At 69.2% G+C, this 15,476-nt stretch carries 9 protein-coding genes and 2 pseudogenes; 5 read left to right on the top strand and 6 right to left on the bottom strand.

The features are described 5' to 3' along the window. Positions 1–48: 48 nt before the first annotated feature. Positions 49–1,467, bottom strand: a complete 1,419-nt coding sequence (gene uxaC / locus I6A81_RS14065) for a glucuronate isomerase (protein WP_203002538.1) — start codon at positions 1,465–1,467, stop codon at positions 49–51. A gap of 179 nt (positions 1,468–1,646) precedes the next feature. On the opposite strand from uxaC, the gene I6A81_RS14060 reads away from it, so the two are divergent. Continuing rightward, positions 1,647–2,972 (top strand): lactate racemase domain-containing protein, encoded by a 1,326-nt coding sequence (locus tag I6A81_RS14060; RefSeq protein WP_203002537.1) that lies wholly within the window; start codon positions 1,647–1,649, stop codon positions 2,970–2,972. 3 nt (positions 2,973–2,975) lie between these two features. Here I6A81_RS14060 and I6A81_RS14055 read toward each other — a convergent pair whose 3' ends face one another. Next, complete coding sequence (locus I6A81_RS14055) at positions 2,976–4,043, bottom strand: LacI family DNA-binding transcriptional regulator (RefSeq protein ID WP_203002536.1); 1,068 nt, start codon at positions 4,041–4,043, stop codon at positions 2,976–2,978. 320 nt (positions 4,044–4,363) lie between these two features. Between I6A81_RS14055 and uidA the strand changes: the two genes are divergently transcribed. Beyond that, positions 4,364–6,142 (top strand): beta-glucuronidase, encoded by a 1,779-nt coding sequence (uidA, locus tag I6A81_RS14050; RefSeq protein ID WP_203002535.1) that lies wholly within the window; start codon positions 4,364–4,366, stop codon positions 6,140–6,142. A gap of 79 nt (positions 6,143–6,221) precedes the next feature. Here uidA and I6A81_RS14045 read toward each other — a convergent pair whose 3' ends face one another. Further along, positions 6,222–6,806, bottom strand: coding sequence for a MarR family winged helix-turn-helix transcriptional regulator (locus I6A81_RS14045; protein WP_203002534.1), 585 nt, complete (start codon positions 6,804–6,806; stop codon positions 6,222–6,224). Positions 6,807–6,927: 121 nt separating this feature from the next. Between I6A81_RS14045 and I6A81_RS14040 the strand changes: the two genes are divergently transcribed. The 3 genes from I6A81_RS14040 (at position 6,928) to I6A81_RS14030 (ending at position 12,797) form a co-directional block, all read left to right on the top strand. After that, on the top strand, positions 6,928–8,661 hold the full coding sequence (locus tag I6A81_RS14040) for an ABC transporter ATP-binding protein (RefSeq protein WP_203002533.1): 1,734 nt from the start codon (positions 6,928–6,930) through the stop codon (positions 8,659–8,661). Beyond that, positions 8,658–10,607 carry an ABC transporter ATP-binding protein gene (locus tag I6A81_RS14035; RefSeq protein ID WP_203002532.1) on the top strand — a complete coding sequence of 650 codons (1,950 nt, stop codon included), beginning with the start codon at positions 8,658–8,660 and terminating at the stop codon, positions 10,605–10,607. The genes I6A81_RS14040 and I6A81_RS14035 overlap by 4 nt, the downstream gene beginning before the upstream one ends. A gap of 858 nt (positions 10,608–11,465) precedes the next feature. Next, positions 11,466–12,797 carry an ABC transporter substrate-binding protein gene (locus I6A81_RS14030; protein ID WP_203002531.1) on the top strand — a complete coding sequence of 444 codons (1,332 nt, stop codon included), beginning with the start codon at positions 11,466–11,468 and terminating at the stop codon, positions 12,795–12,797. An 824-nt stretch (positions 12,798–13,621) separates the two neighbouring features. On the opposite strand, the pseudogene I6A81_RS14025 reads toward I6A81_RS14030, so the two are convergent. The 3 genes and pseudogenes from I6A81_RS14025 to I6A81_RS14015 form a co-directional block, all read right to left on the bottom strand. Further along, a pseudogene (locus I6A81_RS14025) lies at positions 13,622–14,455 on the bottom strand (TauD/TfdA dioxygenase family protein). Continuing rightward, the gene (locus tag I6A81_RS14020) at positions 14,452–15,090 is read right to left on the bottom strand and encodes a carboxymuconolactone decarboxylase family protein (protein WP_203002530.1); all 639 of its coding nucleotides are present in this window, start codon (positions 15,088–15,090) and stop codon (positions 14,452–14,454) included. The pseudogene I6A81_RS14025 and the gene I6A81_RS14020 overlap by 4 nt, the downstream one beginning before the upstream one ends. A gap of 1 nt (position 15,091) precedes the next feature. Beyond that, a pseudogene (locus I6A81_RS14015) lies at positions 15,092–15,389 on the bottom strand (SDR family oxidoreductase); the annotation flags it as partial. Positions 15,390–15,476 lie beyond the last annotated feature (87 nt).

The raw sequence follows: 15,476 nt of genomic DNA, 5'->3' as shown, positions 1-15,476 counted from the left end.
TGACCGGCGCCGCCGGGCCGTCGCGGCGTAGCCGCCGCGCCGCGCCGGTCACAGCCGGAAGACGGCGCGCGGCCGGCCGGTGACGAGGTCGGCGAGGACGTCAAGCGCCTCGTCCTCGTCCAGCCGGTGCTCGGCGACGAGCCGGGCGAGGAAGCCGCTGTCGAGGCGCCGGGCCATGTCGTGGCGGACCGGGATCGAGCAGAAGCCGCGGGCGTCGTCGATAAAGCCCGCGGTGCGGGTGAACCCGGTCGTCTCGGTGACCGCGGCGCGGAAGCGCAGCACGGCGTCGGGCGCGTCCAGGAACCACCAGGGGGCCCCCAGGTAGACCGACGGGTAGAAGCCGGCCAGCGGGGCGAGTTCGCGGGAGTACGTCGTCTCGTCGAGGGTGAACAGCACCAGGCGCAGGTTCGGATGGGTTCCGAACCGTTCCAGCAGTGGCCGCAGCGCGTCGGTGAACTCGACGCGGATCGGGATGTCATGCCCGGTGTCCGGGCCGTAGGCCGTAAGCGTCGGTCGATGATGGCCGCGACGCACCGCCGGGTGCAGCATCATCGTCAGCCCGTCGTCGCACGACATGCGCGCCATCTCCAGCAGCATGTGCCGCCGCAACGCGGCACCCTCCCTCGCCGTGGCGTTCCCGGTCAGCGCGGCGCGGTAGATCCGCTCGGCCTCGGCAGCCGCGAGCGGCTCGGTGCCGACGTCGTCGTGGCTGTGGTCGGTCGAGGTCGCCCCGTGGCGGACGAAGTAGGCCCGTCGCTGTTCCATGGCCGCCACCCAGCCGCGGTAGCTGCCGGTGTCGGTGTCGGCGACCTCGCCCAGCCGCGCGACGGCCGCCAGCCAGTCGGGCCGCGTGGCCTCCAGGTAGCGGTCGGGGCGGAAGGCGGGCAGCACCCTGCCGGTGAAGGCAGGGTCAGCGGCCAGCCGCGCATGCGGCGCAAGGTCGTCGCACGGGTCGTCGGTCGTGGCGAGCACCTCGATGCCGAATCGTTCGAACAGGCCCCGTGGGCGGTACGTGTCCTTGGCCAGGCAGGTGGCGACCTGGTCGTAGATCGCGTCCGCGTTCTCGGCGGTGGGGCGTTCCTGGACGTCGAAGACCTCGGCGAGCTCCGCCTCAAGCCAGTACCGGACGGGCGTGCCCCGGAAGACGTGCCAGCGCGCGCAGACCCGGCGCCAGACCCGCCTGGACTCCTCCTCCGGCAGCGGCCCACGCCCGACACCGAGATCGCCCAGCGGAACGCCACTGGCGTGCAGCAACCGGGTCACGTAGTGGTCGGGAGTGACCAGCAGCGCCGACGGGTCCGGGAACGGCGCATCGTCAGCGAGCAGCCGGGCGTCGACGTGGCCGTGCGGAGACACGATCGGCAGGTCGCGGACGGAGCCATACAGCCGCCGGGCGATGGCGCGGACACTCGGTTCTACTGGCAACAGCCGGTCGGGATGCCGAACCAGGCCGGCGGAGACGGACATAGCGGCATCGTTGGGGCCTGTCGAAACGGGCGGCAATGGATTGCCACCTGTTGTCTCTGCCATGGCGACGCGGTGGTGGCGGCGGCGCGGTCGACCGCGGGTGACGGTGACAGCGTGGGTTGCCGTCTGTTGCCATCACCTCCTTGTCTTGGCCGTAGACCCGGCGCACGGTGAGAGACATGGCCCCGACCATCACTCCCACGGCGGAGCCAGCCGCTCCAGGAACCAGCGCCCCGGGCTGCCTCCAACCCGGCACAGTGGCGGTTCTTGGAGGCGTCGGCGAGTCGCTCTCCGAGGACCGGGTCACCGCGTTCGTCCACGCCCAGCTCGACGCGTGTGACCTCGAGGGGCGGAGCGTCTGCGTCATCGTCCCGGACGGGACCCGCAGCTGCCCGCTGCCACTCCTGCTCTCGGCGGTGCACGGGGCGCTGGCCGGCCGGGTGAGCCGGCTGACCGTGCTCGTCGCGCTTGGTACTCACGCGGCGATGTCCGAGGCCCAGCTTGCCCGTCACCTGGGCCACCCACCTGGGGACATCGGTGCCCGCTATCCGGGAATGAGCGTCCACAACCACGAGTGGTGGGATCCCCGGACGTTCGTCTCCCTTGGCACGATCCCCGCAAAGCGGGTGGCGGAACTTTCCCAGGGGCGGCTGCGCGAGAGCGTGACCGTGCGGCTGAACCGGGCCGTCGTGGAGCACGAGGTCGCCCTCGTGGTCGGCCCGGTCTTCCCGCATGAGGTCGTGGGCTTCTCCGGCGGCAACAAGTACTTCTTCCCCGGAGTCGCGGGGCCGGAGGTGATCGACCTCTCCCACTGGCTGGGCGCCCTGATCACCAGCGCCGGCATCATCGGCACACCTGGGACGACGCCCGTCCGCGCACTCATCGACGAGGCGGCGGCGCTGATCCCGGCCACGACCCTGGCGCTCTGCGTCGTGGCGCGGTCCGGCAGCGGGGCGCTGCACGCGGCGGCCTTCGGCGAGCCAAAGGCGGCATGGGCGGCGGCCGCGCAGGTCTCCGCCGAGACCCACGTCCAGTATCTGGACGCTCCCGTCCAGCGGGTGCTGGCCGTCATGCCCGAGAAGTACGACGACATCTGGACCGCGGCCAAGGGCTTCTACAAGCTCGAGCCCGTCGTCGCCGACGGCGGCGAGGTCATCCTCTACGCCCCGCACATCACGCAGGTCGCCGGCACGCATCCGGAGATCCTGGACATCGGCTACCACTGCCGCGACTACTTCGTGAAGCAGTGGGACCGCTACCGGCACGTGCCTCGGGGCGTGCTCGCTCACTCCACCCATCTGCGGGGCGCCGGTACCTACGACGAGCTTGTCGGAGAAAGATGCCGGGTGCGGGTGACCCTGGCGACCGGCATTCCCGAGGACGTGGTCCGCGCGGTGAACCTCGACTATGTGAACCCGGCCGCGGTGGACGTCACCGCCGCGCACGCCGACCCGGCGACGTTCGTCGTCCCCGACGCCGGCGAGATCCTCTTCCGGCTGCGCTAGACGCTAGGCCAGCGGTGCGGCGGCCACGGCTCGCTCACGGCGGCGGGGAGAGGTGACACGGTATGGCTCGGCGGTGGAGGAGCGGGCCATCAGGCGTACCGGCAGTACAGCCGGCGGGCCAGTGTGACCACGACCACCCTCGATCATTGAAAGGACGTGCCGGGTCGCCGTAACCCCGAGGGCATAGAGAGGCGCGGCCACCGTCGTGAGCCCGGGAGTGACGAGGCCCGCGGCGGCGATGTTGTCGAAGCCGATCACGCTGACCTCCCCTGGGACCCGTATCCCGCGGGTGGCCAGGCCCTGGACGAGGCCGATGGCCAGCTGGTCGTTGTAGGCGACCACCGCGGACACCGGCGCGGCGGCCAGCTGTTCGGCGGCACGAATGCCGCCGGGCACATCGGGAGCGAAAGGGCCGATCCGGCGGACGCGGAGCGACAGCTCGGCGGCCGCCTCCCGTAACGACCGCCAGCGCATCCCGTCCGCCCAGGACGCCTCCGGCCCGGCGACGTAGGTGACGTGGTCGTGCCCGAGCGCGCCGAGGTGCTCCAAGGCGAGGCGCGCCCCGCGTGCGTTGTCCGTCACCACACACGGGACATCCACGACCGCCCGGTTGAGCACCACCACCGGCTTCTGCTTGGAAATCATTCGGATGGCCGAGTCGGACATCCGGGAACTTGCGAGGACGATCCCGTCCACCGCGGTCACCGCGCGCTCCAGCGCGGAGCGCTCCAGCCGGTCCGACTCCTGAGCGTCGGCCAGGACAACCGTATAGCCGGCGGCCGCGGCCGCGGCCTGCGCGCCGCGGACAATCTCCGCGTAAAAGGGGTTGGCGATGTCCAGGATGACCACGGCGATCATGTTGGTGCGGGCGGTGGACAGCGCCCGCGCGACCGGGTTCGCGCGGTAGCCGAGCTCGTCGGCGATGCGCCGGATGCGTTCGGCGGTCGCGGCGTTCACCCGACCCGGGCGAGAGAAGGCGCGAGAGACGGTCGAGGCGGCAACACCCGCGCTTCGGGCCACATCGTAGATCGTCACAACGCGCGGTGCTGACGGCGCGCTTAAGTCTGCCATCGTTGGACTCCCGAGGCCTCGTGGTCGTAGAGCCTCCGGGCATACGGGGCTTTGCCGTCGCCGCGTGCCCTTCGGCTGGGGCCTAGGGCGGCAACGGTATGCGCCCGCGGCCATCGCGGCAACTGGTTCCCGCGGAGAACCCGCAGCCCACGGCACGTTTCCGCGACGCCTACGGCAACTGCTGGCAACCGATTGCCCCCCGGATGGCCATGTGACCTACTGCGCAGACGTCGCGCCGAACCGACAGGGACCAGCCCCGGCACCCTCAGCGTGGACCGGGTGCCCGCTACGGTCCCGAGTCTCATCGCGGAAGGACTCCGATGCTGCGTCCCCAGGACAGTGCCACCCGTGAACGCCGGCGCGTCGAAGGTCTCTGGCTGTTCCGCCTCGATCCGGAGCGGGCCGGCCGCGAGGCTGGGTGGTGGCGCCGCCGGCTGGCCGAGGCGCGGGAGGTCCCGGTGCCGGCCAGTTACAACGACGTGTTCGCCGACGCCGCGGCTCGCGACCACGTCGGGGACGCCTGGTACCAGACGACCGTGCGGGTGCCCCGAGGCTGGGCGGGGCAGCGGGTGGTGCTGCGCTTCGATTCGGCCACCCATCGCGCCGTCGTCTGGGTCGACGACGTCGAGGTCGCCCAACACGAGGGCGGTTACACCCCGTTCGAGGCCGACATCACCGCGCAGGCGCCGCCAGGCGGCGAGATCCGCGTGACGGCGGTGGTCAACAACGAGCTGACCTGGCAGTCGGTCCCTCCGGGTGTCGTCCAGGACACCCCCGCCGGCCGGCAGCAGATCTACTTCCACGACTTCTTCAACTACGCCGGCCTGCACCGACCCGTCTGGCTGTACAGCACGCCGCCAGCACACATCACCGACGTCACCGTCGTGACAGGACTCACGGACACCGAGGGCGCCGTCGACTACCAGGTCGACGTGACCGGCGGTGACGGCCTGACCGTGCGGGCGGTGTTGTCCGACGGCGAGGGAACCGAGGTTGCCCAGGCCACCGGGACGCACGGCGTTCTCACGGTGGCCGACGTACACCCGTGGCGACCTGGCGAGGGCTATCTGTACGACCTGCGCGTGGAGCTCGTCGACGGCGTCGAGGTGGTCGACACCTACTCGCTCCCCGTCGGCGTGCGCACCGTGGAGGTCCGGGGAACACAGTTCCTGATCAACGGGGAGCCGTTCTACTTCACCGGGTTCGGCCGGCACGAAGACCTGCCCGTCCGCGGCAAGGGCCACGACGACGCCTTCATGGTCCACGACTTCGCGCTGATGGAGTGGACCGGCGCGAACTCGTTCCGCACATCGCACTACCCCTACGCCGAAGAGGTCCTCGACCACGCCGACCGGCACGGCATCGTCGTCATCGACGAGACCGCCGCCGTCGGCCAGAACACCTCCATCTCCGGCGGCATCGTGGGCGGCGGCTCGTACCCCACCTTCTCCCCCGAGACCATCAACGACGCCAGCCGCGAGGTCCACGCCCAGGCCATCCGCGAACTCGTGGCCCGCGACAAGAATCACCCGAGTGTCGTGCTGTGGTGCGTCGCGAACGAGCCGGAATCCACCACCCAAGCCTCAGTGGAGTACTTCGAGCCGCTGTTCACCCTGGCCCGCAAGCTCGATCCCACTCGGCCGGTCGGCTACGTGAACATGCTGCTCGCCGGGCCGGACAGGGACCTGCTCATCCCGCTGACCGACGTGGTCATGCTCAACCGCTACTGGGGCTGGTACCTGAACACCGGCGACCTGGCCGGCGCCGAGGCCAACTGGCAGGCCGAACTCGAGGCCTGGGCGGCACACGGCAAGCCCATCATCGTCACCGAGTACGGCGCCGACACCGTCGCCGGGCTACACACCCTGCCAGCGCAGCCGTGGAGCGAGGAGTACCAGGTCGAATACCTGGAGATGAACCACCGCGTCTTCGACCGCGTCGACGCCGTCGTCGGCGAACACGTCTGGAACTTCGCCGACTTCGCCACCAAGCCCGGCATCATGCGGGTCGACGGCAACAAGAAGGGCGTCTTCACCCGCGACCGCCGGCCCAAGGCCGCCGCCTTCGCCCTACGCCACCGCTGGCACTCGGCCCCCTGATGCCGGTCTCATCCCGCCAAGGGTGATGAGGTGGCTTCAGCGCGCCGCTACCGCGGCTGCGGCCGGCACAGAGGCGAGGTCAGCCTGTTCGCCTATCCGACGGCGCGCCGGGCGGAGTGCCCTGGGGCGTGTCCGCCCGACGCGTGCCGACAGGGCGCCGCTCGACGCGACTCTTCTGACCGGTGGTATCGGTCGCAGGTATCTCCGCCTGCCCTGGGACAACCTCCGCGTCACCGCGTGGATCACGCGGGTTAAGCAGGCCGGCCAGCGTCTCCAGAGCGTCCTGCACCCGTTGGATCTCGACCGGGTCGGTGCTGCCGATCGCCCCGGCGAGCGCCTCGTCGACCTCGGCGGGGGGCCGGTCCTCGGCGCGCCGCAGGGCCTCCTGCGTGGGGCGCACGAGCGTCCGGCGGCGGTCGGCGGGATCGGTGATCGTCTCGACGGCGCCGGCCTCGCGCAGGCGGGCCACGCAGGCCGAGACCTGGCTCTGCGGGAACCGGACCCGCGCCGTGATGTCCGAGATCGAGCTGCCGGGGTTGGCGAAGACATCGAAGATGACCGCACGGGTCGGGGCGGACATCTGGTGGAGCCCGATCTCCGGGATCGCCTGCTCGCCGAGCTTCATCAGCCGGCGACCGAGCTGGAACAGTTCGAATCCGTCCATGCCAACCTTACATCAATCACGATACATCTAACTTGATGGAACCCGCCTCGTGGGCCTAGTCTCGCAGGCGCCCAGCCCACACCGAGGTCTGGGCGCTACCCGACGGCCGATGTGAGGCCCCGTGCTGCTTCGTCTGCTGCTGCCCTACACACGCCCGTACCAGCGGGCCGTGATCCTCGTGGCGCTACTCCAGGTCGCCCAGACCGCCGCCGCGCTCTATCTGCCCGACCTGAGCGCCGACGTGATCGACAAAGGCGTGCTGACCGGCGACACGGCCTACATCTGGCGCCTCGGCGCGCTCATGACCGCCGTGTCGCTCGCGCAACTGGTCTGCACCGTCGGTGCCGCGCGGGTCGCGGCGCGGGTTGGCTCGTACCTTGCGCGCGACCTGCGCGTGTCGTTGTTCACCCGGGTGCAGTCCTTCTCCGCCCGGGAGCTGAACCGGTTCGGGGCCGCGTCCCTGACGGTCCGCACGACCAACGACGTCCAACAGGTCCAGATGCTGGTACAGACGACGCTCACGTTCATGGTCACCGCGCCGATCATGTGCGTCGGCGGGGTCGTGTTCGCCCTCGCTCAGGACGCGCCGCTATCGCTCCTGCTCGCGGTGGTCGCGCCGGTGCTCGGCGGGTTGGCCTGGGGGATTCTGCGCCGCATGGCCCCGCTGTCGGCCACCCTGCAGGACACGACAGACTCGGTAAACCGGATCATGCGCGAGCAGATCATCGGGCTGCGGGTCATCCGCGCCTTCGTCCAGGAGGAGCGCGAGAACGCGCGCTTCGACGCCGCCAACGCGCGGCTCACCGACGTCTCCGCGCGCGTCGGCCTGCTCATGGCGCTGATGTTCCCCCTGGTCACCGCGGTCGCCAGCGTCGCCAGCGTCGCCGTGGTCTGGTTCGGCGCCGCGCGGGTCGAGACGGGCGCGATCGGGGTCGGCGCGCTGTCGGCGTTTCTCGGCTACGTCCTGCAGATCCTCGGGGCCGCCGTCATGATGACCTACCTGCTGCGGATGCTGCCACGCGCGCAGGTCTGCGCCCGCCGCATCGGCGAGGTCCTCGACACCGCCAGCACCGTCGTCCCGCCCATGTCCGCGGTAGCTGCTCTCCCCCGCCCCGCGCATGTCGAACTGCGTGACGTCGGATTCCGCTACCCGGGCGCGGAGGCACCCGTCCTCGACGACATCAGCATCACCGCGGGCCGGGGCGAGACCGTCGCGGTCATCGGCAGCACCGGCAGCGGCAAGAGCACCCTGCTCAGCCTGATCCCCCGACTGGCTGATCCCTCCGAGGGCGCGGTGCTGATCGGTGGCGTCGACGCGCGGTCCCTCGACCAGACCCTGCTGAGCAGGACCATCGGATACGTCCCCCAGCGCCCTTACCTGTTCTCGGGCACCGTCGCCACGAACCTGCGCTACGGCGATCCCGACGCCACCGACGACGACCTATGGTGGGCTCTGGACATCGCCCAGGCACGCGCGTTCGTCGAGGCCCTCCCCCAGGGCCTCGACACACCGGTCGCGCAGGGCGGCACGAACCTGTCCGGCGGACAGCGCCAACGACTCGCGATCGCGCGCGCCCTGGTCGGCCGGCCCGACGTGTACCTGTTCGACGACTCTTTCTCCGCCCTGGACTACTCGACCGACGCGCGACTGCGGGCGGCCCTGGTCCGGCACACGTCCGGGTCGGCTGTCATCATCGTGGCCCAGCGCGTGAACACGATCCGCGGCGCCGACCGCATCGTCGTGCTCGACGAGGGCCGGGTCGTCGGTACCGGCACCCACGGCGAGCTGTTCGCCGGCAACGCGACCTACCGCGAAATCGTGCTGTCCCAGCTCACCGAGGCGGAAGCGGCATGAGAGGGACCCGACACTCCCGCGACCGAGCCGCGGCCGCCGCGGTTCCCGCCCCCCGCCAGCCCGACCGGTCCACCGACACGCGCGCCGTGGCCCGTCGCCTGTGGCACGCGGTACGCCAGCAGCGTGCCTTGCTCGCGGGAACCGGCGTTTTCGCCGTCGCCAGCGTCGTCCTGACAGCCGCCGGCCCCTGGCTGCTCGGCCGCGCGACCGACCTCGTGCTGGCCGGCGCCATCGGGCGCGAGCTCGATGCGGGCACTACCAGGGCCGAGGTCGTCGACGACCTGAACGCGCAGGGCCACGACACCATCGCGCGGATGCTGCGCACCGTGGACTTCGTCCCCGGTCACGGCGTCGACACCGAAACACTCGGGCGCACGCTGCTGTACGCGACGCTGGTCTACCTGGGTGCCGGTCTGTGCGCCTTCGTCCAGGGATGGATGGCCAACCTCGCCGTGCAGCGCGTCATCCGCGCGCTCCGCCAAGAGATCGAGGTCAAGATCTCGCGGGTACCCGTCTCGTATTTCGACCAGCACCGCCGCGGCGACATCCTCAGCCGGGTCACCAACGACATCGACAACCTCAGCCAGAGCCTCCAGCAGACACTCAGCCAGCTCGTCATCCCGCTGTTCAGCATCGCGGGCATGCTGGCCGCGATGTTCTGGATCTCGTGGCTGCTGGCGCTGATCACACTCGTCACCGCCCCGCTGTCCCTGCTCGTCGTGATGCTGGTCGCCCGACGCGCGCAACCGCTCTACCAGGAGCAGTGGAAACAGACCGGGCGCCTGGGCGGCCACATCGAGGAGATGTACACCGGCCACGCGGTGGTCAAGGCCTTCGGGCGCGAGCGGCAGGCGGCCGAGGTCTTCGCCGAGGGAAACGACAAGGTGACCGAGACGGCCTACCGGGCACAGTCCGTCTCAAGCTTCATCCAGCCGGCGATGGTGTTCCTGAGCAACCTCAACTACGTCCTCGTGGCGGTCGTCGGCGGGATACGGATCGCCGCCGGCGCGCTGACGGTCGGCGACATCCAGGCGTTCATCCAGTACTCGCGCCAGTACAGCCAGCCACTTGTCTATCTGGCGAGCATGGCCGGCATGGTGCAGTCCGGCCTCGCCTCGGCTGAACGGATCTACGAGATCCTCGACGCGCCCGAGCAGACGCCGGACCCCGCCGAGCCGAACCTTCTGGCGACGCCGGTCACCGGTCGGGTGGCGTTCGAGGACGTAACCTTCGGCTACAGCTCCGCCCGGCCGCTCATCGAGAACCTGTCACTGGTTGCCGAGCCCGGCCACACCATCGCCGTCGTCGGCCCCACGGGCGCCGGCAAGACCACCCTGGTCAACCTGCTCCTGCGGTTCTACGACCTCGACGCGGGGCGCATCACCCTGGACGGCGTCGACATCGCCGTCCTGCCACGCGAGCGGCTGCGTTCTTGTATCGGCATGGTCCTGCAGGACACCTGGCTGTTCGGCGGCACCATCGCCGACAACATCGCCTACGGCGCCCACGACGCCACCCGGGAGCAGATCGTCGCCGCGGCGCGAGCAGCCCACGCCGACCGGTTCATCCGCACCCTGCCCGCCGGCTACGACACAGTGATCGACGAGGACGGTTCCGGCGTCAGCGCCGGAGAGAAGCAGCTGCTCACTATCGCCCGAGCATTCCTCGTCGAGCCCACGATCCTCGTGCTCGACGAGGCGACCAGCTCCGTCGACACCCGCACCGAAGTCCTCATCCAGCAGGCCATGGCCAGGCTGCGCGAAGGCCGTACGGCGTTCGTCATCGCGCACCGCCTGTCCACGATCCGCGACGCCGACACCATCGTCGTCATGGAAGAGGGCACCATAGTCGAGCAGGGCACGCACGAAACACTTCTGGCCGCGGGCGGCTCCTACGCGCGCCTGCACGTGGCCCAGTTTGGTGACCCGGCGTCCGCCCTCCGCTGACCGTCTGACGCGTGGCCGGCGGCGCCCTAGCCTGTGGCGGCGGTACGGCGGTGGCGCTTGTCGCGCAGGTCGACGACGGTGGGCTGGCCCGGGCCGGCCGGGCGGCCTTCGATCTCGAACAGGTCGATCGCGACGACCAGGCCGCCCGGAGTCCGACAGCGGCAAGGAGGTCGGCGCTGGGCATCTCACCGATGCCATCGTCCTCGTAGGGACCGCGCGCCGCACTCGGCCCGCCCGCCCCAGTGCCATGCGGCGTCCTCCACCGCGTCCGCGACAGCTGCTGTACAGTAGCGCAAAATCCTGCTATACAGACGTGCAACATCCTGCTGCGAGTGTGAGGAAAATCGACTGTCTGCCCGTTCACCTGCCCGCCTACTGGAGGCTCGGCGTCGACCCACGGACAACAGCATGGGCGTCCGCACGTTATAGGAGCGCGTCAGAGGGGATGGTCATGACAACGATCGGCACTGGCGACGTGGGTGATTCGGCGTTGACAACGAGACGGAAATCATGGGTGGCGTCCGGCACGAGGACCCGCCGCTCGGCGCACTACTGCCAGTTTGACGCACCTTCACCGACAGCCATGACACTCGGCGCCACCAAGGCGTGTTGAGGCGATTTCCTCGACCGCGCACGTAGGGTGTCGCTCGACCTGGCGATCATCTCCAATTGGCCTGCGCGGCCTTTCTGGTGCGCCAAGACTCAAGGCGCCAAGCCTCCAGCGCCTTTGATCGCGCCACTTTGGGCGACGTTCGAGGCCGTCCTGAGTTTAAAAAGTTTCCCAGCCGAACCGTCAGCCAGTTTTCGTTCACGGTTCGGCTTTCGTCGAAGTCATACCATCTGGCGACAAGGCGGAACATGCTAGACATCAGGAGACTGGTCACCCACCGGGCATTGGCCGCATCGCTGCGATCCGTCGCAGCCCCGCAGAAGCGCACCCGTGCGGCGGGTTTACCGCTGGTCGCCCTCCTGACCGCGACACTGGCCCTCACCTCGGCCTGCGGCTCCGACGAGCAGAGCGACTCCACCCCCACGGCCAACGGCTCCGCGAGTTCCGAGGACCTGCTCGGTCCAATCGCGAAGGCCACTGGTACGCCAGTCAAGATCGGCGTGATCACGGACGGGGCCAGCCCAATCGCTGATCATCGAAACGACAACAGGGTGGCCGAGGCCACCGCCAAGTGGATCAACGAGCACAAGTCGGGGCTCGGCGGCCACCCCATCGAGTTGACGATCTGCGAAACCTTGGGGGACCCGTCCAAGGCCACCGACTGCGGCAACGAACTGGTTCACGACGGCGTCACCGCCGCCCTCATCGGCACGTCAGCCGTCATCGAGAGCGCTTGGAAACCGCTGAACGACGCCCACATCCCCGTCATGCTCTACGGCTCGGACGATCCCGATCTCCTCGCCAGCCCGACGACCTTCTCACTAGGAAACCCAACCTTCTCCGTTATCGACCTCCCGATCCAGGTCGCCAAGGACATGGGCAACAAGAAGGTCACCGCGATCGTCATCGACGTCCCTGCCGCGCTGCGCTCCGCCCAGGAGGTCGCGCCGCCCCTGTTCCAGAAGGCCGGCGTTGACTACGAGTTGCTCCGGATCGCACCCGGCACAGCCGACATGACGCCCCAGATGCAGCAGATCGTCGGCAACGGCTCCGATCAGGTCTTCATCCTCGGCAACGACTCGTTCTGCATCAGCGCGATCAACGGCCTCAAGGCTGTCGGTTTCACTGGCACCATCAGCGCGATCTCCCAGTGCGTCACCGACGCCACCCGCGCAGCCGTTTCTGGCAGCACGCTTGATGGCGTGATCGTTTCCGCCTCCGCGCCGATCGGCCCGGACAGCCCGTCAATGCGTCTCTACACTCAGGTCGCCGAGACCTACGGCGAGGACATCGACCTCAGCACCCAGGACGGCATGATCATGTTCATGATCGCTGCCGGTTTCCAGCAGGCGGTCGAAGGCATCTCCGGTGACATCACCTCGACGGCTATCGCGTCGACGATCAAAGCTATGAAAGAGACGGACCTGCCCGGCGGCGGCGGAATCAAGTACCGTTGCAACGGCAAGGCCGTCCCGGGGGCGCCAGCCGTCTGCGTCCTTGGCGGCTTGTCCACGACCCTGGACAGCAAAGGCCAGCCCGCCGAGTACAAGGTCCTCGGCAACACTCCAATCGCGGACTGACGGGCGACGAAAAAGATCCAGTCCAGCTCCATCACTGGAGATCTTTAACCCATGATGGTCGGCGGTTGGAGGTCCAGGCCAGTTCTGGCGACGAAACCGGCCAAGAGCTGTGGACGGTACTGCATCCACTCGAGGTGTTAACCACGAGGGCGTCGAGCTGATCGACGCTGGCTGACCAGGTTGGCCAGGGACCTTTTCATCTGGCCCAGACCGCTCGACAAGGGTGGAGCTCGGAGCCGTTGGCCGAAGCTGGTAGGCGGTCTGCTCAGGCCGGGCGTCGATCAGCCGTGCATCGCGGCGCTGCGGTGGGTGCTTAGGTTGTTGTGGACCAGCACGATCGGCGCGCCGGGCTACTGGTAGGCGCCTGTCCAGGAGCCTGGCGTAGTCGTTCGTGTCAAGCTCGCTGGCTGCAACGGGGGCCGCGGGACAGATGGGTGCAAGACAGCAGGTGGGGCATCCGGCCGGCCGGGTGCCCATCAGTCCGACCAGCAAGTTCCTCTGGATGCCGATGCGGGGTCACCGCACTAACACAGTGACCCCGCGTCGGCCCCAGGTCCGCCCTGGGCGGCTTCAGCTCCTAGCCGGCTTTGCCCTCCGGAGGCACAGCCAGGCACCCAGGTCGCCCGTCATCCTGTGCCGCCGGGCGCACCTCGTCCTTCCGCGCCGCGCCCCACCCTCCTTGTCGCGCTCGACCGCCGGCCGGGCAGGTATTTGCACGCTTCAACCAGCCGATGCAGCAGACAGCGCCGCAGACACTCGCTGGCCATCAGAAGGATCTTGTCCAGGTAGGCGAAGACCGCACCGAAGACATCGGCCCGGTCCGCTCAAGCGATGGTCTCGACGCCAGCCAGGGTCGTGCGGTGCAACAGCCGAGGGGAAGTCGGTTCGTAGGGCAGGGCTCGGTGAAGCATGCCGGTGTTGTCCCAGATCACCAGGTCGCCTGGGTGCCACCGGTGACGGAGTACGAACCGCGGTTGGGCGGACCACACGAGGAGCCGGTCGAGCAGGGCGCGGCCTTCGTCAGGTGGCAGGCCGACAACGTGCTCGGTGGTGGCTCCGATGAGCAGCGACTTGCGTCCGCTGCGGCGGGTCCAGACCAGCGGGTGTTCGCGGGAGGGCACCTGGTCCCAGGCAGCCCGCTGCTTGTCGGAGGGGTTGGGATACGACAGCAGCTGGGTCGCGGCCATGCTGTGCACGACGCGAAGGGCGGCCAGGTGCTCCTTTTCGTCGTCGGGCAGGGCGTCGTAGGCGGCTTAGGTGTTGGCGAACTCGGTGTCGCCTCCCTCATCAGCGACGCGGCGCGCGGCGAGGAGGCTCGCCTTCTGCGGCACGTCGTCGTTGACGCCGTCGATATGCCAGAAGAACGTGCTCCTCCGGTAGTTGGCCAGCTCGCTGTTGGTCGGGTCGAGGCTGATCGGCGAGATCGCGGGGTGGGTCTTGAGGCCGCCCATGGGGGCCAGGATGACCTCGCCGAGCAGCCGGCTGAAGGTCACGAGGTCATCATCGTCGATATGCGCCTCGCGGTAGACCACCACGCCGTAGATGTCCAGAGCGGCCTGGCAGTCGGCGGCGACGCGCGGGGCGACGAACTGGCGACCGGTCAGCCCGGTGATCTCAACGCCGACCTCAGGGGTGACCGGAGTAGCGGTGACGCTCACAGATCCTGCCTTTCTATGGGAGCCCCGACGGGGGTGTGAACGGGGGCCACGTAGGGCTTCGACCGCAGCTCGACCAGTTCGGGGTCGAGGTCAAGGTCGAACGAGCGCATCATCCAGGCGATCGTCTCGTAGGCGCCCACGGTGAAGATCACGTCGAGCAGTTGCTGGGCGTCGAGTTCGCCGGCGAGCACGGTCCAGGTCGGCTCGCTTATCGCGCCGTCGCGGACCAGTTCGTCGACGCAGCGTAGGAGCGCCGATTCCAGCGGAGTCCAGAAGGGTGCGTCCGGCCCGTAGGCGATCCGACTGATCTCCTCGTCGGTCAGCCCGGCGTCACGACCCATGTAGATGTGCTGCGCCCATTCGTAGGCGGACTGTCGCAGTGTCGCGACCCGCAGGACGAGCAACTCGCGCTGCCGCTCGGACAGGGTGGTCGCCATGATGACGTGGCCGTTGAAGGTGAAGAACGCCCGGCTCAGCGCCGGGTGGTGCGCGAGCGTTCCGAGCGTGTTCCTCGACATCGGCCGGTCCTCGCGGACGGGACGTGGGTGGCGCGGCTCGGGTGGAAGCATCGCGGCCAGAGCCTCCCGCATCTGCGGCGGCCACTGCTTGATCGTGAGCGGTTCGATGCGTGCCATGTCAGGTGGTCCTTCCGCAGTTGCGCGCGATGACCTGGCCGGTGATGTAGCCGGCGTCCGCACGGGCCAGGAACGCGCACGCCGCGGCGATGTCTTCGGGCTGGCCGACTCGGCGGACGGAAGTGGTCGCCTCGTGTTGGCCGACGCCCTTCCCGAGGACGCCACGGGATTCAGACCTGCGCAGCATCGGGTGTCGACGAAGCCTGACGGGATCGTGTTGACCGTGATGCCCTGCGATCCCAGTTCGAGCGTGAGGGCGTTGGCAACCCGACGACGCCGGCTTTCGCCGTCGAGTAGTGGTCATCAACTGGGCGCTACCAGCGGGTGGCGGGCTCGGTCTCCATGGTCAGCGGGCGCGCGTAGGAGAGGTCGCTGGTGTCCCAGGT

Origin of the sequence: Frankia nepalensis (assembly GCF_016786325.1) — a bacterium.
In the GTDB taxonomy this organism is placed as follows: Bacteria; Actinomycetota; Actinomycetes; order Frankiales; family Frankiaceae; genus Pseudofrankia; species Pseudofrankia nepalensis.
This window is presented reverse-complemented; position numbering and strand designations above follow the sequence as displayed.

Bases quoted from the DNA above. Each gene is read 5' to 3' on its own strand.
- uxaC (WP_203002538.1), bottom strand. From the start codon at position 1,467: ATGTCCGTCTCCGCCGGCCTGGTTCGGCATCCCGACCGGCTGTTGCCA.
- I6A81_RS14060 (WP_203002537.1), top strand. From the start codon at position 1,647: ATGGCCCCGACCATCACTCCCACGGCGGAGCCAGCCGCTCCAGGAACC.
- I6A81_RS14055 (WP_203002536.1), bottom strand. From the start codon at position 4,043: ATGGCAGACTTAAGCGCGCCGTCAGCACCGCGCGTTGTGACGATCTAC.
- uidA (WP_203002535.1), top strand. From the start codon at position 4,364: ATGCTGCGTCCCCAGGACAGTGCCACCCGTGAACGCCGGCGCGTCGAA.
- I6A81_RS14045 (WP_203002534.1), bottom strand. From the start codon at position 6,806: ATGGACGGATTCGAACTGTTCCAGCTCGGTCGCCGGCTGATGAAGCTC.
- I6A81_RS14035 (WP_203002532.1), top strand. From the start codon at position 8,658: ATGAGAGGGACCCGACACTCCCGCGACCGAGCCGCGGCCGCCGCGGTT.
- I6A81_RS14030 (WP_203002531.1), top strand. From the start codon at position 11,466: ATGCTAGACATCAGGAGACTGGTCACCCACCGGGCATTGGCCGCATCG.
- I6A81_RS14020 (WP_203002530.1), bottom strand. From the start codon at position 15,090: ATGGCACGCATCGAACCGCTCACGATCAAGCAGTGGCCGCCGCAGATG.